26 protein-coding genes are annotated in these 26,585 nt (G+C 67.5%); 11 read left to right on the forward strand and 15 right to left on the reverse strand.

The features are described 5' to 3' along the window. Positions 1-46: 46 nt before the first annotated feature. The 4 genes from NGK62_RS20385 to NGK62_RS20400 all read right to left on the reverse strand — a co-directional run bounded on the left by NGK62_RS20385 (position 47) and on the right by NGK62_RS20400 (position 3,106). A complete protein-coding gene (locus NGK62_RS20385; RefSeq protein ID WP_118932450.1) occupies positions 47-922 on the reverse strand; it encodes an HpcH/HpaI aldolase/citrate lyase family protein in 876 nt (291 codons plus the stop codon). Positions 923-926: 4 nt separating this feature from the next. Then, a complete protein-coding gene (locus tag NGK62_RS20390; protein ID WP_251880033.1) occupies positions 927-1,646 on the reverse strand; it encodes a response regulator transcription factor in 720 nt (239 codons plus the stop codon). Between the two features lie 320 nt (positions 1,647-1,966). Next, positions 1,967-2,437 (reverse strand): hypothetical protein, encoded by a 471-nt coding sequence (locus NGK62_RS20395; protein WP_059375963.1) that lies wholly within the window; start codon positions 2,435-2,437, stop codon positions 1,967-1,969. A gap of 69 nt (positions 2,438-2,506) precedes the next feature. Then, positions 2,507-3,106, reverse strand: coding sequence for a GNAT family N-acetyltransferase (locus tag NGK62_RS20400; RefSeq protein ID WP_251880035.1), 600 nt, complete (start codon positions 3,104-3,106; stop codon positions 2,507-2,509). Between the two features lie 108 nt (positions 3,107-3,214). On the opposite strand from NGK62_RS20400, the gene NGK62_RS20405 reads away from it, so the two are divergent. After that, a complete protein-coding gene (locus tag NGK62_RS20405; RefSeq protein ID WP_251880037.1) occupies positions 3,215-4,447 on the forward strand; it encodes an NAD(P)/FAD-dependent oxidoreductase in 1,233 nt (410 codons plus the stop codon). Between the two features lie 36 nt (positions 4,448-4,483). Here NGK62_RS20405 and NGK62_RS20410 read toward each other — a convergent pair whose 3' ends face one another. Beyond that, complete coding sequence (locus NGK62_RS20410; protein ID WP_059375968.1) at positions 4,484-5,617, reverse strand: 3-deoxy-7-phosphoheptulonate synthase; 1,134 nt, start codon at positions 5,615-5,617, stop codon at positions 4,484-4,486. Positions 5,618-5,858: 241 nt separating this feature from the next. Between NGK62_RS20410 and NGK62_RS20415 the strand changes: the two genes are divergently transcribed. Next, the gene (locus NGK62_RS20415; protein ID WP_059375971.1) at positions 5,859-7,085 is read left to right on the forward strand and encodes an EAL domain-containing response regulator; all 1,227 of its coding nucleotides are present in this window, start codon (positions 5,859-5,861) and stop codon (positions 7,083-7,085) included. A gap of 189 nt (positions 7,086-7,274) precedes the next feature. Beyond that, positions 7,275-8,585 carry a ferredoxin reductase family protein gene (locus tag NGK62_RS20420; RefSeq protein ID WP_118932448.1) on the forward strand — a complete coding sequence of 437 codons (1,311 nt, stop codon included), beginning with the start codon at positions 7,275-7,277 and terminating at the stop codon, positions 8,583-8,585. A 5-nt stretch (positions 8,586-8,590) separates the two neighbouring features. Here NGK62_RS20420 and NGK62_RS20425 read toward each other — a convergent pair whose 3' ends face one another. Continuing rightward, positions 8,591-10,246, reverse strand: a complete 1,656-nt coding sequence (locus tag NGK62_RS20425; protein ID WP_251880039.1) for a mucoidy inhibitor MuiA family protein — start codon at positions 10,244-10,246, stop codon at positions 8,591-8,593. Positions 10,247-10,391: 145 nt separating this feature from the next. After that, the gene (locus NGK62_RS20430) at positions 10,392-11,282 is read right to left on the reverse strand and encodes a LysR family transcriptional regulator (RefSeq protein ID WP_118932446.1); all 891 of its coding nucleotides are present in this window, start codon (positions 11,280-11,282) and stop codon (positions 10,392-10,394) included. A gap of 104 nt (positions 11,283-11,386) precedes the next feature. Here NGK62_RS20430 and NGK62_RS20435 point away from each other — a divergent pair, with 104 nt between their 5' ends. The 3 genes from NGK62_RS20435 (at position 11,387) to NGK62_RS20445 (ending at position 16,580) form a co-directional block, all read left to right on the forward strand. Next, the gene (locus tag NGK62_RS20435; protein ID WP_251880041.1) at positions 11,387-12,694 is read left to right on the forward strand and encodes an MFS transporter; all 1,308 of its coding nucleotides are present in this window, start codon (positions 11,387-11,389) and stop codon (positions 12,692-12,694) included. Between the two features lie 82 nt (positions 12,695-12,776). Beyond that, on the forward strand, positions 12,777-13,487 hold the full coding sequence (locus NGK62_RS20440; protein ID WP_251880043.1) for a DUF2325 domain-containing protein: 711 nt from the start codon (positions 12,777-12,779) through the stop codon (positions 13,485-13,487). An 84-nt stretch (positions 13,488-13,571) separates the two neighbouring features. Next, the gene (locus NGK62_RS20445; RefSeq protein ID WP_059375986.1) at positions 13,572-16,580 is read left to right on the forward strand and encodes a GAF domain-containing protein; all 3,009 of its coding nucleotides are present in this window, start codon (positions 13,572-13,574) and stop codon (positions 16,578-16,580) included. Between the two features lie 11 nt (positions 16,581-16,591). Here the strand turns inward: NGK62_RS20445 and NGK62_RS20450 are convergent, their stop codons facing one another. Continuing rightward, positions 16,592-18,031 carry an RNA polymerase factor sigma-54 gene (locus NGK62_RS20450; RefSeq protein WP_444861181.1) on the reverse strand — a complete coding sequence of 480 codons (1,440 nt, stop codon included), beginning with the start codon at positions 18,029-18,031 and terminating at the stop codon, positions 16,592-16,594. A 184-nt stretch (positions 18,032-18,215) separates the two neighbouring features. Then, a complete protein-coding gene (locus tag NGK62_RS20455) occupies positions 18,216-19,118 on the reverse strand; it encodes a sigma-54 interaction domain-containing protein (RefSeq protein WP_251880909.1) in 903 nt (300 codons plus the stop codon). A 273-nt stretch (positions 19,119-19,391) separates the two neighbouring features. Here NGK62_RS20455 and NGK62_RS20460 point away from each other — a divergent pair, with 273 nt between their 5' ends. Then, complete coding sequence (locus tag NGK62_RS20460) at positions 19,392-20,768, forward strand: sigma-54-dependent transcriptional regulator (RefSeq protein WP_059375991.1); 1,377 nt, start codon at positions 19,392-19,394, stop codon at positions 20,766-20,768. A 2-nt stretch (positions 20,769-20,770) separates the two neighbouring features. On the opposite strand, the gene NGK62_RS20465 is transcribed toward NGK62_RS20460, so the two are convergent. Continuing rightward, positions 20,771-21,154, reverse strand: a complete 384-nt coding sequence (locus tag NGK62_RS20465; protein ID WP_059375993.1) for a hypothetical protein — start codon at positions 21,152-21,154, stop codon at positions 20,771-20,773. Positions 21,155-21,320: 166 nt separating this feature from the next. Between NGK62_RS20465 and NGK62_RS20470 the strand changes: the two genes are divergently transcribed. Beyond that, entirely contained in the window at positions 21,321-21,554 is a 234-nt protein-coding gene (locus tag NGK62_RS20470; protein ID WP_251880047.1) for a hypothetical protein, read from the forward strand. 15 nt (positions 21,555-21,569) lie between these two features. On the opposite strand, the gene NGK62_RS20475 is transcribed toward NGK62_RS20470, so the two are convergent. Next, positions 21,570-21,893 (reverse strand): DUF378 domain-containing protein, encoded by a 324-nt coding sequence (locus tag NGK62_RS20475; protein WP_059375997.1) that lies wholly within the window; start codon positions 21,891-21,893, stop codon positions 21,570-21,572. Positions 21,894-22,053: 160 nt separating this feature from the next. On the opposite strand from NGK62_RS20475, the gene NGK62_RS20480 reads away from it, so the two are divergent. After that, the gene (locus NGK62_RS20480) at positions 22,054-22,644 is read left to right on the forward strand and encodes a hypothetical protein (RefSeq protein WP_251880049.1); all 591 of its coding nucleotides are present in this window, start codon (positions 22,054-22,056) and stop codon (positions 22,642-22,644) included. 16 nt (positions 22,645-22,660) lie between these two features. Then, positions 22,661-23,281, forward strand: a complete 621-nt coding sequence (locus NGK62_RS20485) for a DUF4142 domain-containing protein (RefSeq protein ID WP_059376001.1) — start codon at positions 22,661-22,663, stop codon at positions 23,279-23,281. Between the two features lie 15 nt (positions 23,282-23,296). Here the strand turns inward: NGK62_RS20485 and NGK62_RS20490 are convergent, their stop codons facing one another. The 3 genes from NGK62_RS20490 to NGK62_RS20500 form a co-directional block, all read right to left on the reverse strand. After that, on the reverse strand, positions 23,297-24,184 hold the full coding sequence (locus NGK62_RS20490) for an SDR family oxidoreductase (protein ID WP_251880051.1): 888 nt from the start codon (positions 24,182-24,184) through the stop codon (positions 23,297-23,299). 83 nt (positions 24,185-24,267) lie between these two features. Further along, a complete protein-coding gene (locus NGK62_RS20495; protein ID WP_054454257.1) occupies positions 24,268-24,609 on the reverse strand; it encodes an ElaB/YgaM/YqjD family protein in 342 nt (113 codons plus the stop codon). Positions 24,610-24,686: 77 nt separating this feature from the next. After that, a complete protein-coding gene (locus NGK62_RS20500; protein WP_059376006.1) occupies positions 24,687-25,016 on the reverse strand; it encodes a four-helix bundle copper-binding protein in 330 nt (109 codons plus the stop codon). 160 nt (positions 25,017-25,176) lie between these two features. Between NGK62_RS20500 and NGK62_RS20505 the strand changes: the two genes are divergently transcribed. Beyond that, complete coding sequence (locus NGK62_RS20505) at positions 25,177-25,428, forward strand: hypothetical protein (RefSeq protein ID WP_118932438.1); 252 nt, start codon at positions 25,177-25,179, stop codon at positions 25,426-25,428. Here the strand turns inward: NGK62_RS20505 and NGK62_RS20510 are convergent. Further along, positions 25,414-26,484: a DNA topoisomerase IB gene (locus NGK62_RS20510; RefSeq protein WP_251880053.1), complete on the reverse strand. Its 1,071-nt coding sequence runs from the start codon at positions 26,482-26,484 to the stop codon at positions 25,414-25,416. The two genes, NGK62_RS20505 and NGK62_RS20510, sit on opposite strands and share 15 nt — an antisense overlap. Positions 26,485-26,585 lie beyond the last annotated feature (101 nt).

Below are 26,585 nucleotides of genomic sequence, written 5' to 3' on the forward strand. Positions count from 1 at the left end.
GGCAATATGCATTTGAAAGCCGATATTACTGCGGTTGGCGCCGTTGTCACTGGTGCGCGTCTGCGATGGCCTCGGCCAGCGCCAGCACGCGCTCCGCTTCGCGCGCATGCAGGTTTTCCACCAGCGCGCCGTCGACCACGGCCACGCCCAGGCCCGCGGCCTGCGCGGCGCGCCAGGCGTCCAGGCGCTTGCGCGCGGCGGCGAGTTCTTCTGCCGAGGGCGCAAAGGCGGCGTTGGCCGCCGCGATCTGCTTGGGATGGATGAGCGTCTTGCCATCGAAGCCCTGGTCGCGTCCCTGCCTGCAAGCCGCCGCCAGGCCGGTGTCGTCATGCAGGTCCAGGTGCACGCCGTCCAGCGCCGCCAGGCCGTGGGCCCGCGCCGCCATCACCGCCATCGAGCGTGCCAGCAGGGTTTCTTCGCGAGACGGCGTATGCCGCGCGTGCAGATCCTTCACCAGGTCCGAGGTGCCGACGACGATGGCCGCCAGCCGCGGATGGCCGGAAGCGATGGCGTCCAGCCGCAAAAATCCCAAGGGTGTTTCGGCCATGGCCCACAAGGGCAGGCTGGCTGGCGCGCCCGCCGCGTCCAGCGCTCGCGCGAGCGCGTCGAGCTCGGCGGCGGACTGCACCTTGGGCAGCAGCACCGCGTCCGCGCCCGCCTGGGCAATGGCCCTGACGTCGTCCAGGCCCCATGCCGTGTCCAGCGCGTTGATGCGCACCACGCATTCGCGGCGGCCATAGCCGCCAGCGCGCAGGGCCGCGGCGACTTGCTCGCGGGCTTGCGCCTTGGCATCGGGCGCGACGGCATCCTCCAGGTCGAGGATCAGGACATCAGCGTCCAGGCTGCGCGCCTTGTCCAGCGCGCGCGCGTTGGCGCCAGGCATATAGAGTACGGAACGGCGGGGTCGGATGGCAGGAGTCATGGTTTCAGTTCTTGGCGTTGCCGACGATCTGCACAGGCGTGGTGCAGACATAGCCCACGCCGTACACCGTGCGTATGCCCATGTCGCCTCCGGCCTGCGCGCGCAGCTTGCGCCGCAGGCGGTGCATGTGGGCGTCCAGCCGGTGGGTATCGTAGGCCTCCACGCTGGCGCCCAGCGCCTCGATCAGGCGGCCGCGCGACAGGGGCAGCGGCGCGGCCTGGATCAGCGCGCCGATCAGCCGGCTTTCGGTATCGGTGATGTCCACGCTGACCTGCTGCGGCGACAGCAGCGTGCGCCGGGACGGATCGAAGCGCCAGGCATCGGATTCCGGAGCGTCGGCGTCGCCCGCCGGCACCACCCGCAGGCGGCGCGACAGCGACACCAGCGTGGCGCCAAGCTCGGCCAGGTTGACGGGTTTGGTCAGGTAGTGGTCGGCGCCCAGGCTCAGGCCCGAGACCTTGTCTTCACTCAAGAGGCGGCCGGTGAGCATGATGATGCCCATCGACGGGAAGGATGTCCGCAGGTGCGAGACACGGGTCAGCGCGTCCCCGTCGGGCAGCATGGCGTCCAGCACGAGGATGCCTGGCGTCACGGTGAGCAACAGTTGGTCCAGCTCCGCGAGCGAGCCGGCGGTGAGGATGCTGCGGTCCAGGCCCAGATCCTCGATGTATTCAGCGATGGTGTCGCGCCAGTCTCCGTGGTCGTCGACGATGATGATGGTCACGGCGATTCCGGCGTCAGCGGTTGCGCGCAGGGAGCTTCGAATGCAAACACGCTGTCCGCTCCTTGTATGTGGGTCTTCTTGTATAGGGGGAGTCCGCTGGCGCGATATTTTTCGTATCGCGCGCTTGCGGAGAATATCATCATCGCCCCTGCGGCGCCGCGTCAAGAATCAAGGATGGCAGCCGGGCGCCGGCCAATTTTCAGCTGGTCAAAAAATGAGCAGCCCGTTGCGCATCGGCCGAACGGCCATCAGCCAGGGGTTCGAGGCTTTTTTATCCACAGAAATTGTGGATAAGGCCGGCCCTGTGGATACTGTGCTTTTTATGTAGACAGGTGTTCGACGGCAACGCCCGGCGGCACCTTGCGCATGCGGTCGCGCTCGATGCGCGGCGGGGCGAAGCGGGTCTTGCGGGCAGCGGCGTTCTGCAGCAGCACGGACAGCACCGCGCCCTTGTCCTGTATCCACTCATTTTTGCCGCGCAGCAATTTCATCGCGTTCTCGGCGGTGCCAAGGCGATAGGTCATGGAGTTGATCTGGACCGAGGTCTTGCCATTGAAAACGGCCGCATCCTGTTCGGTGATTGCCGCGGCGTCCAGATTGCTGCTGTCGTGATCGATGCGGTAGACGAACTTCAAGCCGCTGTGCGGATCCTGCACCACCACGAGCTTGTCGGACCCCGATATGTCGGACAGCATGCCGATCACCAGCGACTCGACCAGCTGGTTGCCGCGCTGTTCCTCGGTGTAGATGTATATCGTGTGACGCGCTGGCGCGGCGTAGGTCTGTTGCATAACTGGCTTCAATAGTGCGGGGCAGGCCTGGCGGCCCGGACAAGCTGCGAAAAGAGCGGGCGATGCGCGCTATCCGGCGCGGCGCATGCGCATCAGCAAGCGCGCTTTGACGGCTGGCCAGTCCTCGTCGAGGATCGCGAAGTAGACCATGTCGCGCGCGCGCCCCGATTGCGCGATCAGGTGCTTGCGGAACACGCCTTCCTCCACGCCGCCGATCCGCAGGATGGCCTGGCGCGATTGCATATTGCTCAGTTCAGTCTTGAATACGATGCGCATGATACCAATTGTTTCAAAGGCGTGCTGCAACAGCAAGAACTTGGCCTCGGTATTGGCGCCGGAACGCTGGCTTGCGGGCGTGAGCCAGGTGCCGCCGATCTCCAGGCGCTTGTGCGCCAGCGCGATGTCCATATAGCGCGTTGCGCCGATGACCTGGCCGTTGTCCTGCCGCACGATGACAAATGGCAGGCAGTTGCCATCGCGCTGGCCGGCCAGCGCGCGGTCGACATAGCGCTGCATATCGTCCAGCGTCTGCACGGGTTCGGGTTGCAGGCGCCACAGCTCGGGGTGCAGGCCCACCTGCGCGAGCGGCTCGGCATGGCTGGCGGTGAGCGGTTCAAGGCGCACGACCTCGCCAGCGAGCGTGACGGGTTGCAGGCGGGGGCTGGTCATGACGTATTCCTTGATCGGAGCGTGGGCGCGGAGGGCAGGGCGTGCAGCAGGCGATTCTACGCGCGCACGCCCTTGCCGAATACCGCACGCAAGCGCAGAATGCGCCGCATGAAAACAGACGCCTTGGTCCTGGGTGCGGGCATCGTCGGGGTGAGCACCGCCCTGCATCTGGCGGCGCGCGGCCGTTCAGTGGTGCTGCTGGACCGGCGCGGCCCTGGCGAGGAAACCAGCTACGGCAACGCGGGCCTGATCGAACGGGCCAGCGTGATTCCCTATGCCTTCCCGCGCGACTGGCGCAGCCTGTGGCGCTACGCCAGGAACAATACGCCGGACGTCAGCTACCACCCGCGCTTTCTGCCGCGCATCGCGCCATGGCTGCTGCGCTACTGGTGGCATTCGGCGCCGTCGCGGCTGGCGCGCGCGACCCAGGCCATGCTGCCGCTGATCGAGCGCTGCGTCGCGGAGCACGACGCGCTCAAGGACGAGGCCGGCATCTCGCGCCTGTTCCGGCGCAGCGGCTGGATCGACGGCGTGCGCAGCGAGGGCGGCCTGGCCAGGGCCGCGGCCGAGGCCCAGGCGCTCGCGCCGTACGGGCTGAACTACCGCGTATTGGACCGCCAGGCGCTGGCGGCGCTGGAACCTTCGCTGTCGCGCATGGCCGGTGCGGTGCATTGGCTGGATCCGGTCAACGTTTCGGACCCGGGCGCCGTCACGCGCGGTTACGCGGCCTTGTTCGAACGGCGCGGCGGCGTGCTCGCGCGCGGCGACGCGCGCAGCCTCAAGCCATCTGGCCAGGGTTGGCAGGTGCAGGGAGAACAAGGGCTGATCGAGGCCCGCGATGTGGTGGTTGCGCTGGGCCCGTGGTCGCCGGACATCCTGCGCCCGCTGGGCTATCGCATTCCCATGGCGGTCAAGCGCGGCTATCACCAGCATTACGCATTGGAGGATGGCGCGACCTTGTCGCATCCGGTGGCGGACATCGAAAGCGGTTTCGTCGTGACGCCCATGACCCTGGGCGTGCGCCTGACCACGGGCGCCGAGTTCGCGGCGCGCGATGCGCCGCCTTCACCGATCCAGATCGAGCGCACGCGGGCGTTGGCGCGGCAGCTGCTGCCGCTGGGCGAGGCCGTGGAGCGCGAACCGTGGATGGGTTGCCGGCCCTGCATGCCGGACATGCGGCCGGTCATCGGACCAGCGCCGCGCCATCCCGGCCTGTGGCTGGCGTTCGGCCATGCGCATCATGGCTTTACGCTAGGTCCGGTGACGGGCAAGCTGCTGGCCTGCATGATCACGGGCCAGGCGCCGGACATGGATCCGGCGCCTTACCGCGTCGGCCGCTGAGGCCGTACGCGGCAGGAGACGCGAGAAGCGCGGTTCTCAGGCCGGTTTTGCGGCCTTTTCGCGGCGCTGGCGCACGGCCAGGGCCAGCGTTTCCAGCACCGGCGCGGTCTGCGACCAGCCCAGGCAGGCGTCCGTGATGGACACGCCGCGGCGCAGCGGCAGGCCGGGCTTCAGGTCCTGGCGGCCTTCTTCGAGATGGCTTTCGATCATCACGCCGGTGATGCGGCCGTCGCCCTGGGAGATCTGGGCGGCGATATCGTTGGCCACGTCGACCTGGCGCAGATGCGACTTGTTGGAATTGGCGTGCGAGCAGTCGATCATGACCTGTTCGCGCTGGCCGGCGGCGCGCAGGGCGGCGCAGCAGGCGTCGACGCTGGCCGCGTCGTAGTTCGGGCCTTGCTTGCCGCCGCGCAGGATGACGTGGGTGTCCTGGTTGCCGCGGGTTTCGAAGATGGCGGCCATGCCCATCTTGGTCATGCCCATGAACGCGTGCTTGGCGCTGGCGGCGACCATGGCGTCCGCGGCGATCTGCACGCCGCCGTCGGTGCCGTTCTTGAAGCCCAGCGGGCAGCTCAGGCCGGAACTCAGCTGGCGGTGGCTGGGGCTTTCGGTCGTGCGCGCGCCGATGGCGCCCCACGCGATCAGGTCGGCAATGTACTGCGGGCTGAGCAGGTCCAGGAATTCGGTGGCGATCGGCAAGCCCAGGCCGCTGATGTCCAGCAGCAGTTCGCGCGCGCGGCGCAGGCCTTCGTTGATGCGGAAGCTGCCGTCCAGGCGCGGATCGTTGATGTAGCCCTTCCAGCCCACGGTGGTGCGCGGCTTCTCGAAGTACACGCGCATGACGATGAGCAGGTCTTTCTGGTGCTGTTCGGCGGCGGTGCGCAGCAGGCGCGCGTATTCCATGGCCTGGCCATGGTCGTGGATGGAACAGGGGCCCACCACCAGCACCAGGCGGTCGTCGCGGCCGTGCAGGACGTCGGCGATCTGGACGCGGCTTTGCTCGACCAGAGTCTGGATCTCGGCCGAAACCGGCAGTTCGTCCTGCAGCAGGGCGGGCGAAATCAAGGGGCGCACCGCGCTGATGCGGGTATCGTCGGTGCGCGTGTTGTCCTGGGTGGAGTCGGCCGCGCCGACCTCGCGGTCGTGCAGGGGGTCGTCAATGCGGGTCAAGGGTAGCTCCGTGCCGTAGATGCGGGAAGAAAGACATCTATTATGGCACCGGCCGCGCCGCGGGGCGACGGAAGGCTGCCTCCGTCTGGCTGATGCCGCGAATACTACGACTATCGGCGATGGGGCTGCATTAACCCGTTAGCGATAACGACAGCGCGCGCGCGGATGCCTTAGCATGGGGGACACAGTTTTCCAGCGGCCGCCTGCGGGGGCCCGCCCTATATGAGTAGGACGGTAGACCATGCCTAAAACGGAACCCGGCGGAACCCGACGGATACTCCTCGTCGAAGACCACCCGGTCGAACGCGCCTATCTGCAGAACGTGCTGCTGGCGCTGGGTTTCCGCCGGGTCGCCGGCCTGGGCAGCAGCATAGAAGCGGTCAGCGCGCTGACGCGCCAGTTCTACGACGTGGTCATCAGCGACATCGTCACGGGCGAGGGCGACGGCACGCGGCTGCCCAACGAACTGCGGCGCCTGGTGGACGCCGGACGGCTCAAGAGCATGCCGCCCATCATCTGGATCAGCAGCCTCAGCGATGAACTGTTGCAGTCGCACGTGCGGCTGGCCCTGCAGGCCGGCTGTCCCTCCGCGCAGGCCTTGTCCAAGCCGGTGTCCCGCAGCGCCATGCAGCAGGCCATCAAGACGGCGTTGCGCAGCATCGACGAAGACGATGCCGCCTCGACCCGGCCGCGCTCGCTGCGGCGCGACGTCATCGAGGCGGCGTTGGGCCATGCGCTGATCACGGGGCAGGGCATGAGCGTGGTGCTGCAGCCGCAGATGAGCCTGTCGACGGGCCGCGTGCTCGCCGCCGAGGCGCTATCGCGCTGGGATCACCCCGAACTGGGCGCGATTCCGGCGGCGGACTTCGTGCCTGCCGCGCACCGGCTGGGGCTGGACCGGACCTTGTTCTGCTTGGTGACCGACAAGGTGCTGGAGCTGCAGCAGCGCATGCATGCCGAGGACATCGCGGTGCCCATCGCGATCAACGCCTCGGCCTCCACGCTGTGTTCGCGCGACCTGCCGGGCCTGCTGGAGCAGCGCGTTGCGCAGGCCGGCCTGCCGGCCCGGTTGATCAAGGTCGAACTGACCGAGGATGAGCCGGTGACCGATTGGCTGGCCTTGTCCTCGGCGCTGAACCTGCTGCGCGTGCGCGGCTTTGAATTGGCAATGGATGACTTCGGCGCGGGCATCGCCTCCATGCGCCTGTTCTCGGCCATGCCCTTCACCGAACTGAAGATCGACCGCGACTTCATCGTCCATATGCATCGCGAGCCCGCGTCGCGCGCGGTGGTCGCCGCCGCCATCGAGATGGGCCGCGTGCTGGGCCGGCGCGTGGTCGCCGAAGGCGTGGAGCACGAGCGCGACGTGGAGTTGCTGCGCGAATTGGGCTGCGACGTGGCGCAAGGCTACGGCATTTCCGTGCCGCTGGAACCCGACGCCTTCGTCGAATTCTGCCGCAGCCATTGAGTCATCCGCCCGGCGCGATGGGGTATCCTGGCGCAGGCCGGGTCCGTCCGGACCCTCCCGACTTTCGGCGGACTTGACCCCGATCAAGACTGCGCCCGCGCATGGAAAATTGGCCCCACGGGTGGATTTACCATGGCTTCATGCGGGCTGCGCACGGTGGCGCGGTCCCCTCGATGGAGCGATGAACCGATGCGACGCATACTGGCCGCCGTACTGCTGATTTCCCTGCTGGCCTGGGCCGGCGCCTATTGGGCGCAACCTCCGGCCGAACTTAACGTCTGGACCGCGCGCGATCAGCTCATCCTGCTGACAGGCCTGGGCGCGTACGCCCTCATGGCCTTGATCATGCTGCTGGCGGTGCGTCCCATGTGGCTGGAAACGCGCATAGGCGGGCTGGACAAGATGTACCGGCTGCACAAGTGGAGCGGCATCCTGGCCGCCGTGCTGGCGGCGGCGCATTACCTGATCAAATTGGGCAAACCGCTGCTGCTGGCGCTGTTCGACCCCGTGCCCAAGACGCCGCGCGCGGCCGCCTTGCTGGACATGTTCCGCGGATCCGCCAAGGACATCGGCGAATGGGCCGTGTGGATCCTGGCGGCGATGGTGTTGCTCACGCTGTGGCGGCGCTTTCCGTACCACATCTGGCGCCAGGTCCACCGCATCGCCGCGGTGATCTTCCTGGTGGTCGCCTTCCATGGCGTGGTGCTGACGCCGGCCGCCTGGTGGTGGCAGCCCGCCGGCTGGCTGGTGGCGCTGTGCACGGCCGTGGGGACGGTTTGCGCCGTCATGGCGCTGACCGGCAATATCGGACGCGGCCGCCGCTACCGGGGGCAGGTGCTGGCCATCGATCATCTTTCCGACGACATCCTGGCGCTGACCTGTAGGGTGGAGGGCAACTGGCACCATCGCGCCGGGCAGTTCGCGTTCCTGACGGCGGACCGGCGCGAGGGCGCGCATCCCTTTACGGTGTCCGGCGCGGACGACGGCACCGGCCGGGTGCAGTTCTCCATCAAGGCGCTCGGCGACTACACGCGGCGTCTGCAGCGCAGCCTGCAAGTGGGGCAGGACGTCATCATCGAAGGCCCTTATGGCTGCTTCGACTTCCAGCGCGGCGATGGGCGGCCGCAGATCTGGGTGGCTGCGGGCATCGGCGTCACGCCGTTCATTTCATGGATGGAATCCCTGCAGACGGACCCGGACACCGCGCCGGTCGCGACCCTGTACTACTGCGCCCGCAATGCCGGCGACGCGCCGTTCGCGGACCATCTGAAAGCGCTATGCGCGCGCGTGCCGAACGTGACGCTGCAGGTGCGCTACAGCGATACCCAGCGGCCGCTGACAGCCGCCGAGCTAGCCGCGGACCACAAGCCGGGCGCGCGATGGCCCAGCGTGTGGTTCTGCGGCCCGACGGGATTCGCCGATGCCTTGAAGGACGGCTTGCACCGGCGCGGCATGCCGGTGAGCGAGCTGTTTCACCAGGAGGCGTTCCAGATGCGCTGAGCGCATCAGATGCCGGACACCTCGATGTCGCCCGGATAGTCGACCGAAAACTTCAACACCGTTTCGCGCGACTTGCCGGGCTCCATTTCCCAGTCCCACACCAGCTTGCCGTCTTCCTCGCGCTTGATCTCGCGGTCTGCGGGCGACAGCAGCTTGACCACGATCTTCTCGTTGCGCGAAATGGGCAGGCGGTCCTTGAACGACACCTGCTCCTTGGTGGCCTTGCTGTTCTTGACCGTGATCTTGTACTCGTAGGTCACGCGCTTGCCGCTGCCCGAAAAGCCGGTGCTTTCGGTATAGCGGTTGACCAGCTGGCGCTTGATCGAGATGCCATCGTCGGCGCCCAGCGCCAACTCGAGCTTCTCGCCGGGCATCACCGCCTTCATGGAGCTGGCCGCGACGAAGGCGTCGTCCAGGAAGGTGTTCAGCGAACCGGCCAGGAAGGGGAAGTCCGTGTTGTTGCTGGCGTGCGCGGTCAGGAACATGGCTTCGCGCAGGGCCGGCGTGGACTGGTACTGCAGCGTGGCAGGCAGCTTGGCCGTGGCAATGGCCACGCGTTGCGAAGAATTGTCGGACAGCAGCGTGGCCGGATTCTTGATCTGGAACGATGCGCTGGTCGCTTCGGCCTGCACCTCGGCGGTCGCCTGCTCCAGCGGTTCCGGCCTCATCTCGGCAACCGGCGCGGCGGCGTCCTCGAAGGACTGGACGCGCTGGCGCGACATCTTGGCTTCGGCTTCTTGCCTGGCCGCGGCGACCGGCGCCGGGCTGGGGCGCGGACGGGGCGGAGGAGGCGGGGCGGCCACGTCGACGATCCAGGGCTGCAGCGCGGGCGCGCCGCCGCCCAGCGAGGGCCGCGCGGTGGACAGCGTGAGCTTGACGTTATTCCAGTCTTCGCCGGTGTTCTGGCGGATGACGCCGAAGTAGCCCAGGTCCACGCTGCGGTCGGCAGGGCGCAGGCGCGCATCGTAGGCGGGCGTCCAGCGGGCGCCGGCCACGGCGTAGGAAACGTTCAGATCCAGCTTGCCCGCGCGCGCCAGGTTGACGCGCAGGGTGACGGTCTTGGTGCGGCGGTTGAGCGAACTTTGCAGCTGGCCCAGTTGGTCTTGCAATGCGGTCAGTTCGCGCTCCAGCGCCTCTTTCTGTTCGGCCACCCGGCGCAGTCCGGCCAGCGACTTGGCCAGGGAGTCCGCGCTCAGGGACTGGATCGCCTTCAGTTCGTCCAGCGTCAGGCGCACGCCGTCCTTGGAGGGCTCGGTGGCGCCGCGCTGCATCATCAGCACCAGCTCACGCTGGTTGTCCAGCACTGCCGCTTCGTCGTCCAGCAGCGCTTGCTGGCCCTGCAGCTTGCGTACCTGTTCCTCCAGCTGCTTGACGCGTTCGTTGGCGGTGTCGGCCTGATAGGCGTCGCGCACCTTCACATCCAGCAACGTCGCCTGGCCGGTGCTCTTGGCAGAGACTTGCAGCGAATTCTCCTGCAGGCTGGCCGGCAGCTTCTCCAGCACCAGTTCGTGTTCGCCCGCGGCCAGCTCGCTGCTGGCGGCGCGCGTCACGACCGCGCGGTCCTGGTAGACGGTCACGGAACCGATGGAGGAAGGCAGCCCGGCGGCTGCGGCCAGGCCGGGGATCGTCGCAATGGCCAAGGCCAGAAGGGTACGTCGCACTATTTCACCTTTAGACAGGTTGGAATCGCGCGGCGCCGTGTCCTTTGGACAGGGACGGCCCGCCGCGCGCGCCAAATTTACATTGCGGCCTGGGCGCTGGTTTTACAGAAGATGACAAACGCGACAGGGCGATACCGCGCGGCCCTCAGGGATGGGCCAGCGCGCGCAGCATGTCCACGGCGTTGCCCGCCGCCGTCGAGCGGTCGTGGCGGCGGTAGGCCATGTCCAGCAAGGCATGCGGCGCGTCGCCCTTGATGGGCCGGTATTCTATGCCTTGCGCGCCCATGTGCCGCATCGCCGCCGGCACGATGGAAATACCCACGCCGGCCGCCACCAGGCTGACGATGGAAGCCATCTGCGGCGCTTCCTGGATGACCCGAGGCACGAAGCCGGCGCGTTGGCAGGCCGACATGATGGCGTCGTACAAGCCGGCCCCGATGGGGCGCGGATACAGCACGAAGTCCTCGTCCGCCAACGCGGCGATGGGCACGCTGCGCTTGCGGCTCAACGCATGGTCTGGCGGCAGCGCCACCAGCATGGGTTCGTCCAGCACGCGCTCGGACTCGAACTCCGGGTCCAGTACGTAGGGCGGCCGCACGAAGGCGACGTCGACGTCGCCCGCGCGCAGGCCGCGCAGCAGCGTGACCGTATTGCTCTCGGTAAGCGTGACGCGCACGTCGGGATAGCGGTCCCGGTACGCGCGGATGGCCCGTGGCAGGTAGGGGTGGAACACCGCCGACGCCGTGAACCCCACGGTGATCGCCCCGCGCTCGCCGCGGCCCAGCCGGCGGGCCGTGTCGATGGCGCGATCGGCGCTGGCGAGGATGGCGCGGGCGTCCTCCAGGAACTGGGCGCCGGCCTCGGTCAGCGCGATGCCCCGCGGCAGGCGCAGGAACAGCGGGGTGCCGATTTCGCGTTCCAGCTGCTGGATCTGCTGGCTCAGCGGCGGCTGGCCTATGCCCAGCCTGGCGGCGGCGCGCGTGAAGTGCAGCTCTTCGGCGACGGCGGTGAAATACCGCAGGTGGCGCAATTCCATCGTTATTACATATGGTCGGGGTGACTTTCATATATTGGACATATGCAGGGGAAAAGTCTACTTTGATTACGTGGGCTGCATGCCCGCCGTTTTCGAGAATCCCGATGTCTGCCCCCTTAGCCAGTCCCTCGTCCCCAATCGCCGCGTCCGCGCCGGCGGAACCCGTCTCTGCGCCTATCGATCATCTCGCCCGCGGCACCCCCGGGTTGCGGCGCGCCCAGTGGGCCTTGTTCGCGGCCGGCTTTTCCACTTTTTCCCTGCTGTATTGCGTGCAGCCGCTGATGCCCCTGTTCACCCATGCGTTCGGCGTGTCGCCCGCGCAGAGCAGCCTGGTGCTATCGCTGTGTACCGGCTTCCTGGCTGTCGCCATCTTCTTCGTGGGCTTGTTTTCGCAAGCCGTGCCGCGCAAGCGCGCGATGGCGCTGTCGCTGTTCGCGTCCGCCTTGCTGGGCACCATCGCCGCCGCCGCGCCCGACTGGCACAGCCTGCTGGCGCTGCGCGCGTTGCAAGGGCTGGCGATGGGCGGCGTGCCGGCGCTGGCCATGGCCTACCTGGCCGAGGAGGTCGAACCCGGCACCCTGGGCTTCGCCATGGGCCTGTACATCGGCGGCAGCGCGTTCGGCGGCCTGTCCGGCCGCGTCATCACCGGCCTGGTGTCGGATCATTTCGGCTGGCGCGCCGCGCTGGGCACGCTGGGCCTCCTGGGCATCGTGGCGGCGGTGCTGTTCGTGTGGCTGCTGCCCGCGTCGCGCCGGTTTGCGCCGCAGCGGGGCAGGGGCTGGGCGGGCGTGTGGGGCGATGTGCGCGCAGGCGCCGCCTCGCACCTGAAGAATGGTCCCCTGTGCGGGCTGTTCGCGCTGGGCGGCCTGCTGATGGGCGCGTTCGTCACGGTCTACAACTACGTGGGCTTTCGCCTGCTGCTGCCACCATTTTCGCTGAGCCAGACCTTCATCGGCTTCATCTTCGTGGTCTATCTGGTCGGCATCTTCGCGTCGACCTGGTTCGGCCGCCTGGCCGACCGCCATGGGCGCGGCGCGATGCTGTCGGCCGCCACCGGAATGGCGCTGGCGGGGCTGCTGCTGACGCTGTCCAACTGGCTGCCGCTGCTGATCGCCGGGATCGTGGTGTTCACTTTCGGCTTTTTCGCGGCCCATGCCGTCGCCAGCGGCTGGGTCGGACAGATGGCGCGCGGCTACAAGGCGTTGGCGGCGTCGCTCTATCTGCTGGTGTACTACGTGGGTTCCAGCGTGCTCGGATCCCTGGGCGGACACTTCTGGACCACGGGCCAGTGGGCCGGCGTGGCCGCGATGGCGGGCGGACTGCTGACTTTGGCGCTGGCCATCAGCGCGGGCCTGTACAAGCGCACTGGCCGCGTGCCGGCATCGGCCGCGGTGGGGCGGGGCGTCTCCTAGAATGCCATAAAAGATATTAATTCTCATTTATAATCTGCGGCACGCTCGGTGAGCGCCATCCCATCCAGATCCGAGGGCCGCGATGAATCCTATTTCTCCCGACAGCCAGAACCTGCAGCGCGAGCATGCCGCGCTGCTTGCCGCCTACGGACAGGCGCAAGCGCATTGCAGCCGGCTCCTGGCGGCCCAGGCCGCGCACATCCTGTATCTGGAGAGCGAGGCCATGCGCCTGCGCGCAGCCGTCATCCAGCGCGACACGGCGCTGGCCTGGGCGCTTGAAGACCGCAATACGCTGGAGACTTCCATTCCAGGGCTGCCCAAACGCGTGGCGCTGGCGCGCCGCGTCGCCCAGTTGATGGAGCGCGTGCAGACGCTCATGCGCGAGCGCTTGGCCTGGCAGGGCCGGGCCGGCGCTGGCGCGCGTGAACTCGAGACGCTTGCGGAACCGCCTGCCTGGCGTCCCGCGCCGTCCGCGGTGGTGCTGCGCGAGAAGGCGGTGCTGTGCGTGGGCGAGGACGCGGTGGCACTGGCGCTGACCCGAAAAATGGTCGAACTGGCCGGCGGGCGCTATCTCGGCCATGACGGCGGCGCGGATGCCGATGGCGAAACGCTGGAAGCCAGCCTGGTGGCCGCGGACCTGGTGATCTGCCAGACCGGCTGCGTCAGCCACGGCGCCTACTGGCGCGTCAAGGACCATTGCACCCGCACCGGTAAACAGTGCGTGCTGGTCGACAAGCCCGAAGCCTTGCAGGCGCTGCGGCTGGAACGTCAGCCGCTGAAGACGGGCAACTGAGCCGGGAACCGTAGCGTCGCGTTACCTAGCGTTTCGGCTGCGCGCCCACAGGCGCAATACAGTCGAGGGGCAAGGGGGGCCGACATGCTGACCAAGCGGGACCGAGTGGCGCTACCCTGGACGGACACGCTTGCCCGCCTGGAAGACGAGCGCATCATGTTGCAGCGCATAGCCGCCGGCATGCCATTGGCCGAAGTGCTGGAGCACGTGCTGCATGCCATTGAGGCGCAATCCAGCGTGGAGCTGCGCACATCCATCGCACTGGTGGACGAAACTGGCGGCTTCCTGCTGCACGGCGCAGCGCCCAGCCTGCCGGTGGCCTACAACACCGCGGTGCATAAGGCCGTCATCGGCCCCGGCAGCGCATCCTGGGGCGAGGCGGCCTACACCGGCAGCCCGGTCTATGTGGAAGACATCGCCCTGAATCCGGGCTGGGAGCGCTGGCGCGACCTGGCCCTGTCGCACGGTTTGCGGGCCTGCTGGTCCACGCCGATCAAGGCGCCCGATGGCCGCCTGCTGGGCGTGTTTTCCAATTACTACGCGGTGGTGCGCTCGCCATCGGCGCACGATATCGACGCGATCGCGCTGGTGACGCGCAGCGCCGCCCTGGCGATCGAACGGCATCTGACGGAACTGGCGCTGCGCCAAAGCGGCGAACGCTGGCGTGCGATGTTCGCCGGCATGCAGGAGGCGTTCTTTCTCAGCGAGGCGCTGCGCGACGATGTCGGCCGCATCGTCGATTTCCGCTTCCTGGAGGTGAACCCCGCGTTCGAGCGCCAGACCGGCATGAAGGAAGGCGATACGCTGGGCCACACGCTGCGCGAGATGATCCCGGGCGTGCCCGGGCAGATCATGGACACCTTCGCCCAGGTGGTCGAGACCGGCGAGCCTATCCAGTTCGAGTTCATGGTGCCGGCGCCCAAGGAAGCCTGGTACGAGGCGCGCGCGCGCAAGGATGGCGCCGGCCGGATGATGGCGCTGTTCCTGGACGTGACCGCGCGCAAATCGGCCGAGGCTGAACTGTGGGAAGGGCAGCACCGCAAGAATTACCTGGCTGCGCTGGGCGACCGCATGCGCGAACTGCATCGCGAGGAAGAGATAGAGCAGGCCGCCTGCGAAGGGCTGTGCCAGCATCTGGCGCTTGGGCAGATGGCGGTGCTGGATACGCGGGGCGAGGATCATACCCCGGTCATTTCCTCGGTCTGGCCCCCGGGGTCCGCGCTCCTCGGCCAGCCGCCGCATACGCTGGATGCCTTGGGCGACGACTATCATGCGGCCTTGCGGCTGGGACGCACGACCTACCTGGCGCCGCTGCTTGGGGAAGCGGGCGGCGAGATCCGCCCATGGGCCATCGTCGTGCCGCTGCGGCGCTGGGGCCGGCATGCAGGCGCGATGCTGGCATGTCCCGGGTCGGGCAGCAGGCTCAAGAGCAGCGACATCGCGTTCATCGAGGAAGTGGCCGAGCGCATGTGCGCCGCGGTCGAGCGCTCGCAGTACGCACGGACGCTGGAACAGCGCGTCGAGGATGCGATCGCGGAGCGTGACCGCATTTGGCGTCTTTCCCCGGAGCTGCTCGCGGTGATCGACCGCCAAGGGCGCTTCGCCAGCGTCAACCCCGCGGTGCGGCCCATCCTGGGCTGGACTCCCGAGCAATTCATGTCGATGGCGCTGCGCGACCTGATCCATCCGGAGGATTTGGCGGCGACGCTCGCGGCGTGGAGCTGGGCGTCCGGCGACGCCGGCCCGCGTCCTGGTGCGAAGCATCTCGAGAACCGCCTGCTCAAGCGCGAGGGTGGCTATTGCTGGATAACCTGGAGCATGTCCTGGACCCAGGACAGCCTGTACATGACCGGCCGGGACGATACCGACCTCAAGCTGCAGGCCGAGGCCTTGCACGACACCGAGAACGCGCTGCGGCAGTCGCAGAAAATGGAAGCGGTGGGGCGCCTGACGGGCGGCATCGCCCATGATTTCAACAACATGCTGCAGGGGATCTCGGGCGCGCTCTACCTGGTGGAGCGCAAGATCACGGCGGGCGCGCCGGAACAGGCGCTGCGCTTCGTCGACGTCGCCATGGATTCCGCGAACCGGGCCGCGCACCTGACGCAGCGGCTCCTGACGTTCTCGCGCCGCCAGCCCATCGACCCCAAGCCGTTCTGCGCGGCGTCCGCACTGCAATCCATGGTGGCGCTGTTCCACCGCTATACCGGCGAACGCGTGGCGCTGCGACTGGACCTGCAGCCGGAACTGTGGACGGTCTGCTGTGACAAGAACCAGTTCGAGAACGCCATGTTGAACCTGGTGATCAACGCCTGCGACGCCATGCCCAACGGCGGCGCGCTGACGGTTGCCGCGCGCAACGTGGAGCCGGATGATCCGCTCCTGTCGCAATGCGCCGGGGAGCATGCGGGACGCTACGTGGAAGTATCGGTGAAGGACGTGGGCTGCGGCATGCCGCCGGACGTGCTGGCGCACGCGTTCGACCCGTTCTTCACCACCAAGCCCTTGGGCCAGGGCACTGGGCTGGGCCTGTCCATGATCTATGGCTTCGCCAAGCAGGCTGGCGGCGCGGCCAGCCTGGAGAGCACGGTGGACGTGGGCACTACGGTCAGGCTGTTCCTGCCGCGCCATGACGGCGCGCCCGAAAGCGTGCAGCACGGCGAACTCCCGGCGGCCGCTACGCGCGGCGCGGCGCGCAAGGAAGTCGTGCTGGTGGTGGAAGACGATGCGAACGTGCGCGAGATGGTGCGCGAATGCCTGGCCGAACTCGGCCTGGAGGTGTTGACCGCCGTGGACGGCGAGGCCGGACTGGAGGTGTTGCAGTCCGCGCGCAGCATCGACCTGCTGGTGACCGATGTGGGGCTGCCGGGGCTCAATGGCAGGCAATTGGCCGACGCCGCGCGCGTGGCGCGTCCCGGCCTGCGCGTACTCCTGATGACCGGATACGCGGAAAGCGCGGCGCGCGGCCAGGGCTTTCTTGAACAGGGGCTGGAGCTGATCGTCAAACCCTTCCAGCTCGACAAGCTGTCCGAACGCGTGCAAGGCATGCTGGACAGTGCGCCGGGCAGGCCGGGGCAGCAGGCCCGGCCCTGACCTGCGACGGCCTAATGGCGGCGGCGCAATTCCGCGGGCGGCATGCGCAATTGCCCGCGGTACTTCGAGACCGTTCGCCGCGCCAGCAGGATGCCGTTGGCCGCCAGTTGCTGGGTCAAGGCCACATCCGACAGCGGCATCGCCGGGTCCTCGGCCTCGACCATTTCCTTGATCAGGGCCCGCACCGCCGTGGCGGAACAGGACCCGCCAGTGTCGGTGGCCAGTTCGCGGGAAAAGAAGTGACGGAATTCGAACACCCCGCGCGGCGTCACCATGTACTTGCCGACAGTGGCGCGCGACACCGTGGATTCGTGCATGTCCAGGTCATCGGCGACCTCGCGCAGCATCAACGGCCGCAAGGCCACGTCGCCATATTCGAAAAAGGTCTGCTGGCGCTTGACGATGGCTTCGGCCACGCGCTGGATCGTGATGTAGCGCTGTTCGACGTTGCGCACCAGCCAGCGGGCTTCCTGCAGCTCCTGGGCCATGGGGCTGCGATCGTCCAGGCGGGCGCGCCGGAACAGTTCGGCATAGGTCTGGTGCAGCCTCGCCTGGGGCATGGCGTTGCGGTTGGGCAGCACGCGCCAGCGCGATTGCCATTTGTCGACGAACACGTCGGGCACGACGTAGACGGGCGCTTCGGCGCTGTAGCGGCCTCCCGGTTTCGGGTCCAGGCTGCGGATCAGCGCGCAAGCCTCGCGCAAGGCCTCTTCAGAACAGCCCAGCTGCTGGCGCAGGCCGGCGCAGTCGTTGCGGGCCAGCCGCTCGAGCTGCTCGGCCACGATGCGCATGGACAGGGCGCGTAGCGCGTCGCCGATGCCGGTCGCTGCCGCCAATTGCAGCAACAGGCATTCGGCCAGGTCGCGCGCAGCCAGTCCAGGCGCATCCAGCTGTTGGACCAGGCGCAGCGCGGTCATCCATTCGCCTTCGTCGGGGACGGCTTCGGCGCCGCGGCGCGCATCGCCCCACAGGCTGGCGAGCGGCACCCGCAGGTAGCCGTCGTCATCCAGAGCATCGATGATGTACTCCGCCAACAGCCGGTCGCGCGGCGCCAACTGATAGTTGCCCAGCTCCAGCGACAGCCGTTGGCTCATGGACAGCGTGGACGCGGCCCATAGGCCCTGGTCACGCTCGGGGCCGTCGCCCTGGCCGCGTGTCGGATAGTCGCCGGAGTAGGCCGGCGCGTCCGGCAGCGGCGGTTCTTCCTGCGGGACGGGTTCCGGCGGAGCCGGATCGGCGCCGTCCGCCAAAGGAGGAAAGACCGCAACGGCGGGGCCTGCTTCGGCCTCCTGCTCATCGACGTCTTCCAGGAAGGGATTGCTGGCCAGGGCCTGCTCGACCGCGGTGGTGAACTCCAGGGCGGTCATCTGCAGCAGCTTGACGGATTGCTGCAGGCGGGGCGCCAGCGTCATCTGCTGACGCAGGCGCAATTCTTGCGAGGGGTAGACCAATCGAGTCTCCTGGACAGCGGCTGCCGACGGGCAGCTCATCCTGAAACTCAAGCAAAGACCATGCCAGGTGCTGCAGCGGGCGGGGGGCGTCCGGCGCGCGGGCGGCGCCGGCCCAGTATTACAAGGAAGCGGTAAGAAATGCTCCCCCGCGGGGTCCGGATGCTCACGTGCCGGCGGGATCCCGCTAGTCCTTCTCGTAGTCGTCGAGCCGGTTGTAGAGCGTCTTCAGACTCAAGCCCAGAGTCTCGGCGGCGCTGCGCTTGTCGCCCGCGTGATGGGCCAGCGTCGCCAGGATGAATGCGCGCTGTGCCTGGCCCAGCGACATGCCGATGGGCAGTGTCAACGCGCCGTCGCGCAGCATGGCATGCTGCCCGCCGCGGTTCCGCGGCAACAGCTCGTCCTCGAGCTCGCCGTCGGCCAGGATGAACGCGCGCTGCACGGCGTTGCGCAGCTCGCGGACATTGCCTGGCCAATCATGCAGGGAGATCGCATCCAGCATCTGCGCGGAGAAGGTCTTCTGCGTACCGTTGGCGGTGTTCAGGGTATTCAGGAACCAGTGCGCCAGCACCAGCGCATCGTCGCCGCGCTCGCGCAACGGCGGCACGCGCAACGGAATCACCAGCAGCCGGTGCAGGAAGTCCTGGCGCAGGCGGCCTTGCGCGACGGAGGCGAAGGGATCGCGGTTGCTGGCACAGATGATGCGGACATTGGCGCGCAGCAGGTCCGAGCCGCCCACGCGCTGATAAGTGCCGGCCTCCAGCACGCGCAGGAAGTTGACCTGCAGGTCCGGCGGCATTTCGGTCACTTCGTCCAGGAACAGCGTGCCGCCGCTGGCGTACTCGAAGTAGCCGGCGCTCTGTGCCACAGCGCCGGTGAAGCTGCCTTTTTCATGGCCGAACAATTCGGCATGCGCCAGGCTGCCGCTGATGGCGCCGCAGTTCACGGCCACAAAGGGCTGTTCCCGGCGTTCGCTGGCGTCATGGATGGCGCGCGCCACGATTTCCTTGCCAGTTCCGCTTTCGCCCACGATGAAGACGCTGGCGTCGGTGGCCGCAGCCAACTGCAGTTGGACGCCGAGCTTTTGCATCACGGGCGACAGGCCCGACGCGTCGGTCAGTACGTCCGGGGACGCCTGCGCCGGCGCGCGCGCGGCGTTCGGGGTGCGATTCGGCATGCTGATTCCTGGGTCCTGCACGGACCGTGAACGTCACAACCCATGCTAGTGAACTGGACCAGGGCAGGATGCGACGATTTGCAAGTATTCGAAAATCTTGGTGGAAAGTATCGAACATTTACCCCCGGCCCACCTGTAGTCGCTATGCTGAAGGACTTACAACAACATCCGCGATACGGAGCAAGCATGCCTCATCTGCTGATCGTTGATGACGACCCCACGATACGCGAAACGCTGGCCGAGATCGGACGCGAAAGCGGTTTTTCCGTGGCCTTGGCAGCGAGCGTCAAGGATGCGCTGATCCAGCTGGAGCGCCATGCGCCCGACTTGGTGTTGACCGACATCCGCCTGCCCGAGGGCAGCGGCATGGAGATTTTCAAGAGCGAGGCCGCCGCCAGCGCGGAGGTCGTCGTGATGACGGGGCACGGCACCGTCGACAACGCGGTGCAGGCCTTGCGACTTGGGGCCACCGATTACCTGGTCAAGCCGATCTGCATGGAGCGCTTGAACGGCATCTTCGCGCGAGTGAATGCGAATTCGGGCAGCGAGCTTTCGGGCGCCCCATTCGAAGAGCCGGGACGCTACGGCAAGATGTACGGTGCGTCGGACTGCATGCAAGAGCTCTATCGGCAGCTCGGCCGCGTGGCCAAGACCAATGTGACGACCTTGCTGATCGGCGAAAGCGGCACGGGCAAGGAACTGGCCGCGCACGCCATCCATGAACTCAGCGCGCGCCGCCAGCGGCCGCTGATTGCGGTGAACTGCGGCGCAATCTCGCCTAACCTGATCGAAAGCGAAATGTTCGGGCACGAGCGCGGCAGCTTTACCGGCGCGGACCGCCAGCACAAGGGCTACTTCGAGCGCGCCGACGGCGGCACCCTGTTCCTGGACGAAGTGACCGAAATGCCGCTTGACCTGCAGGTCAAGCTCTTGCGGGTCCTGGAGACCGGGCAGTTCATGCGCGTGGGCACCAATCGGGAGATCGCCTGCGATATCCGGATCGTCGCCGCGACCAACCGCGATCCCGAGCAAGCAGTGAAGGAAGGCAAACTGCGCGAGGATCTTTATTACCGGCTGAGCGTCTTCCCCATCAAGTTGCCGGCGCTGCGCGAGCGCGGCGACGACATCCTGTTCCTTGCGAATCGCTTCCTGCAAGGCTTGAACCAGGAATCCGGCAAGAGCAAGGAATTCTCGCCGCGCGCGCTGGCCGCGCTGCAGCAGTATGCATGGCCGGGGAATGTGCGCGAACTCAAGAACTACGTGCGCCGCGCCTTCATCATGGCGGACGGCGACACGCTGGAAGTGGACATGCTGACGCCGCGGGTGTCGCCGGCGGGCGAGGGCGAGGGTGGCCAGGTCAGCGTGCCTGTGGGAGAAACCTTGGCGGAAGCGGACCGCCGCCTGATCCTGGCAACGCTGGAGCGCTGCAACGGCGTGAAAAAGCAGGCCGCGGCGGTACTCGGCATCAGCCCCAAGACGCTGTACAACCGGCTCGAGGAGTACGCCGCAGCGGACGCGGAAGGCGCCGCCGCGGCGCCTGGCCGGAAACAGGACCGGCCCTGACTTCATTTGCCGTACCGGGTCTTCAGGTCGGCCATGCACGCGTCCTTGGCGTTGCCGGACATGGCGTCGCACTTCTCCTTGCCAACCTTGTAGTCGGCGTCGTTGCGCACCTTCGCCGCGTCGTGCGAGGCCTCGGCTTTCTCCTTGCCTGCCTTGGCGTCGGCCCGGGCCTTGTCGCGCGTGGCTTCGGCCTGCTGCTGGCAGACGTCCTTCTGGTTGCCTTTCATGCCGTCGCAGTGTTTTTTGTCCAGCTTGTACTGGTCATCGATCTGGGCGTTGCTGCGCACGGGGCCGGCGCTGGTTTGCGCGGTTTGCGCCTGGGCCTGAAACGCCAGGGCGGAAAGGCTCAGGGCGACGGCGGGGAAAACGACTCGGGACAGATTCATGGCTGACTCCTAGGGTGGGGACCCGGCATCGCCCGGGCCTGGCCGCATGTGCAAGCAAGCGGCGTTCCCGGGCCTGCCGGGCACGCCGCTTGCTCCGGCACCTTGCCGCAGGCGCTGCCCATGCGCACGCTGCAAGCATTCATTGAACGACCACGGGAATACGAACATGCAAACCAAGCGCGCAGATCACGAAAAGGCGGACACGGAGCAAGGCAAGGCCAATGCGCCGCGCACGCGAACTGAAGCCGCGCATCGCAGCGGCCAGTTCGGGACGGACAAGCCGGACTTCGGCAAGCCGCCCGCGGCGCCCAAACGCGAGTCGGACAAGAAGCCCAATGACAAGGGCGCCGAGTACGAGGAAGGCGGCCAGTATCCGGGCAAGCGGCCCGGCTCAAAGTAGCCGTTCGCGGCGGTTTCAGTCCGCCGCTTGTTCCGGCTGTTCGTCCGCGTTTACGTTCGTCTCTTGTTCGCCCAGCCGGAACAGCAGCACCACGCTGTATAGCGCGGCCAGTCCGATCAGGCCGTAGACGCCGCGCGTCGCGGCGGCCGACGGCAGCACCTTCGCGAAGACATCCAGGTTCACCGCCGCGATCAGGCCGCAGTTCAGCCCCCCCGCGACCACCGCGATCAACGCCGACCAGTCCAGGAGGGAGAGGCCGCGGGCCTCGGGAGGAACCGGGGGAGGAGCAGGATCTTCTTCCAGTTCGGAAAAATCTTCTTGGTTGCCGGGCATGTCCATGTGGAAGTCCTTACGCAGAATGCGGGTAGGCGGGACTGCGGGCGGACGGCCTCTGAACCTGCCGGACCAGGCCGCTCGCCAGCGCCACAGCAACTGCCATGCCCGAGGGCGGGCACGGCGGTTGCTGGCAACGAGGGAATGATTCCCGATGGAGAGCACAATGTCCCTGATCGTTGCCGGCCGTTTCGACACTTTCGACCACGCCGCCGAGGCGGCGCGCAAGCTGTGCGCCGAAGGATTCACCGAAGACGACATCCATACCTTCTACATCAACACGGCGGGTGAACACGCGCGCTTTCCGATAGGCGGCGACCGCGTGGCCGACCCCGACGCCCGGGGCGGCCATTTCGGCGCGGTGGCGGGCGCTTCCGCGCTGGGTCTGGTGTTTGCGCTGCTGGGCGGCTTGATCGCCGCCCGGGTCGGGGCTTCGGTCTTGATCGTCATTGCCGCTGCGGGGGTAGGCGCTTATCTCGGCGCGCTGGCCGGCGCGCTATGGGTGATCGGGCGCGGACGGCGCAGACATCCGGCGGCGTCCGTCGCCCGTGACGCGCATCCCGCCGTACGCCAGGCGGGCGTGATGCTGGCGCTGCACATATCACCGGACCGCGATGCGTTGGCAAGAACCGTGCTGACGCAGGCTGGCGGCACGGACATCGAGCGCGCACAGGGCCGCTGGTTGAATGGCAAATGGGAAGACTTCGACCCCTTGACGCCGCCGCGGCATGTGGAAGCGTCGACGATGGCGAACTAGGCCGAGGGAGACGGACATGAAAAAGACCTTATGGCTCTGCGGCGTCGTCGCGCTATGCCTGCTGGCCGCGCCCGGCGTGCTGGGCGGGGTGCAGGCGCAGGAGCTGGCGGAGCCGGAAGCGCGCTTCCTGCAGGCGGCGGCGGGCTCAGGCATGTTCGAGGTGGAGGCGGCGGAGCTGGCGAAGAAGCTTGCGGGGGACCGCGACGTGAAAGCATACGCCGCGCGGATGCTGGAGCAGCATGGCGCCATGAACGCCCAGCTGAAGACCCTGGCCGGACGCAAGCAGGTGAAGCTGCCAGCGGAACCGTCCGAACCCGACCGCGACACCCTGCAACAGCTGGGCAACAGGACCGGCCCCGACTTCGACGCGCTCTATATCGAAAAGGCGGCCGTGGACGCGCATACTACCGCCAACCGCCTGTTCGAGACGGCGGCGCGCGAGTCCAAGGATCCGCAGGTGCGCGATTTCGCCGTGCGCGCGCTGCCCATGCTGGCCGAACATCTGGCAATGGGCCGCAAGCTGCAACGCACGCCGCCCGCCGATGCGGACAAGATCCAGCCGGCAACAAAGGGCGAAGCGCCGGCGGTTTCACCCGCGTCGCGCGAAGCGCCCGCATCGATCGCGCCGGCAAAGTAACGGGCAGCGCAGGCCTCAATCGCCCGCGCTGCCGGTAATGGGCAGGACGATGCCGGTGCTGTAGCTGGCGCACACGGGCGAGGCCAGGAAGACATAGGCCGGAGAGATTTCCTCGGGCTGCGCCGGCCGCCCCAAGTCCGCGTGCTTGCCGAATTCCGTGATTTTCTCCGGACTTTGATCCGCAGGATTCAGCGGCGTCCATACGGGTCCCGGCGCCACTGCGTTCACACGAACACCCTTGGCGGCGAGGTTGGCGGCCAGCGATCGCGTAAAGGCATGGATCGCGCCCTTGGTGGTGGAGTAGTCCAACAGCCTGGCGCTGCCGCGCAGGCCCGTGACCGATCCGGTATTGATGATGGAGGCGCCCGCGCGCAGATGCGGCAGCGCCGCGCGCGCCATCTGGAAGTAGGCGGTGATATTGGTGCGCAGCGTCTTGTCCCACTTTTCGTCGCTGATCTCGGGCAGCGTGTCCGTGTGCTGCTGATAGGCGGCGTTGTTCACCAGGACGTCGAGCTTGCCGTACGCCCCGATCGTCTGTGCCACCGCCTGTTCGCAAAACGCGGGTTCCTGTACGTCGCCTGCGATCAGCAGGCAACGGCGGCCTTCGCTTTCCACGGCGCGCCGGGTGTCTTCAGCGTCCTCTTGCTCGTTGAGATAGACGACCGCTACGTCGGCGCCTTCGCGCGCATACAGCAGGCAGACCGCGCGGCCTATGCCGGAATCGCCGCCTGTCACCAGCGCAACCATGCCCTCGAGCTTGCCGCTGCCCTTGTACTGCGGCGCCTGGTACTGTGGCTTGAGCTCCATGTCGGCTTCCTGCCCCGGCTTTTCCAGGTGCTGGGCCGGCATGGGCGGTTTGGGATGCGGGCGGGCGCCGGTGTCGGCTTGATCGGGCTTGCTCATTTGGGCCTCCTGGTGGGCAGGCGCGACAGGCGCCTCCCCATTGCCGAGCAAATGCCATGCCTGGCCCGCCGCGCGCGCCGGGGCTACTGCCGTCCCACCACCACGCCAAAAAGGAAAGCTGCGCCGGCCACCAGGCCGATGGCCTGCCAGGGCCGGGCGTGGATGTACTCCTCGGTGCAGTCTATGGTCTCGCGCATCAGGTCGCCGGCATGGTCGGAAGCGTCTCGCAAGCTGCGCCGCGTGGCGTGCAACTGTTCGGACAAGCGCGCCTTGAGCGCCTCAAGATCGGTCGCCGAGGCATCGCTGAGCGTGGCTTCCAGATCGTCGATCCAGGCCTCGGGATGCCGTGCTCGCCTGTGCGCGCCGCGGTTGTCCGGGCCGTTTTCCGGAAAGTCTGAGGGCAGGGGGGTGTTGGTAGAGGCCATCGGTAGCTCCTGGCTGTCGGGCGGGAAATGCGCCTGCGCGGACCGGCCCGGGCGGCCGCGCAGCGGATCGGAAGGTTTCAGGCCTCCAGCATGTCGCGGCAGGCCAGGGTGCAGCTCAGGCACGCGCCTGCGCACACCTGGCAATGCTCTGCCTCGTGCGATGAGCATTCGCGCGCGCACGCATCGCATATCAATGCGCACAAGGTGCAAAGCGCATTGGCGAACTCGCCGTCGCGTGCCAGCATGGCCGCGCAAAGCCGGCAAACCGCGCCGCAATCGGTGCACAGCGCAATGCATCGCCGCATGTGCGCCGGGTTCTCGCGCAGGCAGGCGGACGCGCAAACATCGCAGGCGACGGCGCATTCATAGCAGGCTTGCACACATTGCTCGAAATTTTGGTCTCGCATTGCATCTCCTTGTGTGTGCCCGGTACGCGCAGCAACGGGCATGCCTGGGGGTCGGGCCACATCCGCTTGCAATTTGATGCCGCGCTGCGATGACCGCAGCGGCCTGGAGCCCTAGCATGGGAACCGTATTCCCTACGGGGGGCCACAGCAGGAGCCACGCATGAAGCCAGCATCCATACCCGGATCCGCGAAGCCGGCGCAAGCCGGCAAGCGGGCGGAAGACAACGCTAAGATACTGCCGCCGCGCGCTCTCGTCGATGTGCCGCGCAGACCGGATAAACCAGACGCCTCGACCCCGGACGAGGCCGCGCGCGACAAGCGCGTCGTGGCCGACACGCGCACCGAGTCGAACTGGGCGGACGGTTCCGCGCCGCAACCGCGGGCCAAGAACGCGCGCTCATCGATCCTTTGAAGCCTGCTTGGCGTTCGCCGCCGCAGCGGCCTCTCCGCCCAGGAAGGCAAGCAGGCGGCGTTCGTCCGCACTCAGTCCACGGGGCCCCCGCGGCGCCGCTGAGCGCGCGGGTAGCGTGCCGTCCAGATAGGCGGCCAGAATGGCCGGATGCACATAGCAGGCGCGGCATACGGCTGGCGTATTGGCCAGGCGCCGGGCGACCTGCTTGACCACTTCCACCACCATCTTCTGCGCCTGGGCGGCGCTCTCGTGCGGGTTCGCCTGAAGGGCGGCATAGGCCATGACGGAGCCCGCCCAGGTACGGTAGTGTTTCGCCGTGAAGTCGCCCGCGCCGGCTGCGCGCAGATAGCCGTTGACCGCGCCCGAATCGACGGGATGGCTGCCGCCGTCCGCGTCCAGATACTGGAACAGTTGCTGGCCGGGTATGTCCAGGCAGCGCTTGATGATGCGCGCCACGCGCCGGTCCGCGGCGCTGACGTCGTGGGTCACGCCGCTCTTGCCCTGGAAGCGGAAGCGGAACTTGTCGCCCGTCACGCTGGCGTGCCGCCGCTTGAGCGTGGTCAGGCCATAGGACTTGTTGGTTCGGGCGTACTCGCGCGCGCCGATGCGCACCAGCGTCGTCTCCAGCAAACGTACCAGTACGGCTATCACCTTGTTCTGGGACAACCCGGCGGTACGGAGATCGCGCTCGACCTGCCGCCGTATGCGCGGGAGCGTCTGGCCGAAGGCTGCAAGGCTTTGGTACTTGCTCGCATCGCGCACTGCGGTCCAATCGGAGTGGTAGCGGTACTGCTTGCGTCCTCGGGCATCGCGCCCGGTGGCCTGCAGATGCCCGAGCGGGGTAGGGCAGATCCACACTTCTTCGTATGCCGGCGGTATTGCCAGGGCGTCGATGCGCTTGATTTCCCGCGCGCTGCGTATGCGTCTGCCTTGGGCGTCCAGGTAGTGGAAGGCGCTGCCGTTGACACGGACCCGGGCATAGCCTGCCTGGCTGTCGTCGTAGTAGACCAGCGCTGCGCCGCCGCGGGCGGGCGCCATTCGGGAACTTGGGTTCATGTCGTCTGCGGCAAACAGGGGGACAGGGACGCTGCCATCAGCATGCGGCGTGCCCGCGATCCTCGACGAAGGGGCTGGGCACGCGGCTTGCTGACGGAGGA

Origin of the sequence: Achromobacter sp. Marseille-Q4954 (genome assembly GCF_943737025.1) — a bacterium.
In the GTDB taxonomy this organism is placed as follows: domain Bacteria; phylum Pseudomonadota; class Gammaproteobacteria; order Burkholderiales; family Burkholderiaceae_B; genus Achromobacter; species Achromobacter bronchisepticus_A.